The sequence below is a fragment of the Halorubrum sp. Atlit-28R genome (assembly GCF_003665955.1).
Classification (GTDB): Archaea; Halobacteriota; Halobacteria; order Halobacteriales; family Haloferacaceae; genus Halorubrum; species Halorubrum tropicale.
Genome location: NZ_QPLS01000186.1, coordinates 1 through 482, shown reverse-complemented (window position 1 = coordinate 482; position 482 = coordinate 1). Strand labels below are relative to the sequence as shown.

1 pseudogene is annotated in these 482 nt (G+C 55.0%); it reads right to left on the bottom strand.

Annotated features, from left to right (window positions below):
• A pseudogene (locus DVK06_RS17455) lies at positions 1–376 on the bottom strand (hypothetical protein); the annotation flags it as partial.
• Positions 377–482: the final 106 nt, after the last annotated feature.

The window sequence follows — 482 nt, the reverse complement described above, 5'->3', positions numbered from 1 at the left end:
TAGCGAGGCTTACTCCGATAAATAGGAATGGAGCACCCGTCTCGATACTCGCAGTCGTTGCGCCGACGAAATCAAGCGGCACAGCCCTGTTGAGTGGGCCGACGTACCACACCATCAAGTACACGACCTCGAACAACCACGAAGACCGACTCCAGATCCCTGTCATAATTGCCAACGAGGGGCCAAACAGAATACCGCTCACGTACCCGAGTAGCAGTCCCGTCTGGCCGGTACTGACGAACAATACCAGCGTGCCACCACCGATACTCATAGCCACGACGACGCCAGCAAGCCACTCCGCAATGAGTTGTCTCTCTGCGTATTTTGATGAGAGTACCAGCACCGTCATCCTGTTCTTCACCGTCCGGACGCCCATCTCCGACCAGATGAATATCGGCCAGACAAATGCGAGTGGGCGAACGATATTACGGAAGGGAGCAACTTCGACGTCTGATGGACCATCACTCACGAGGCTGATCATT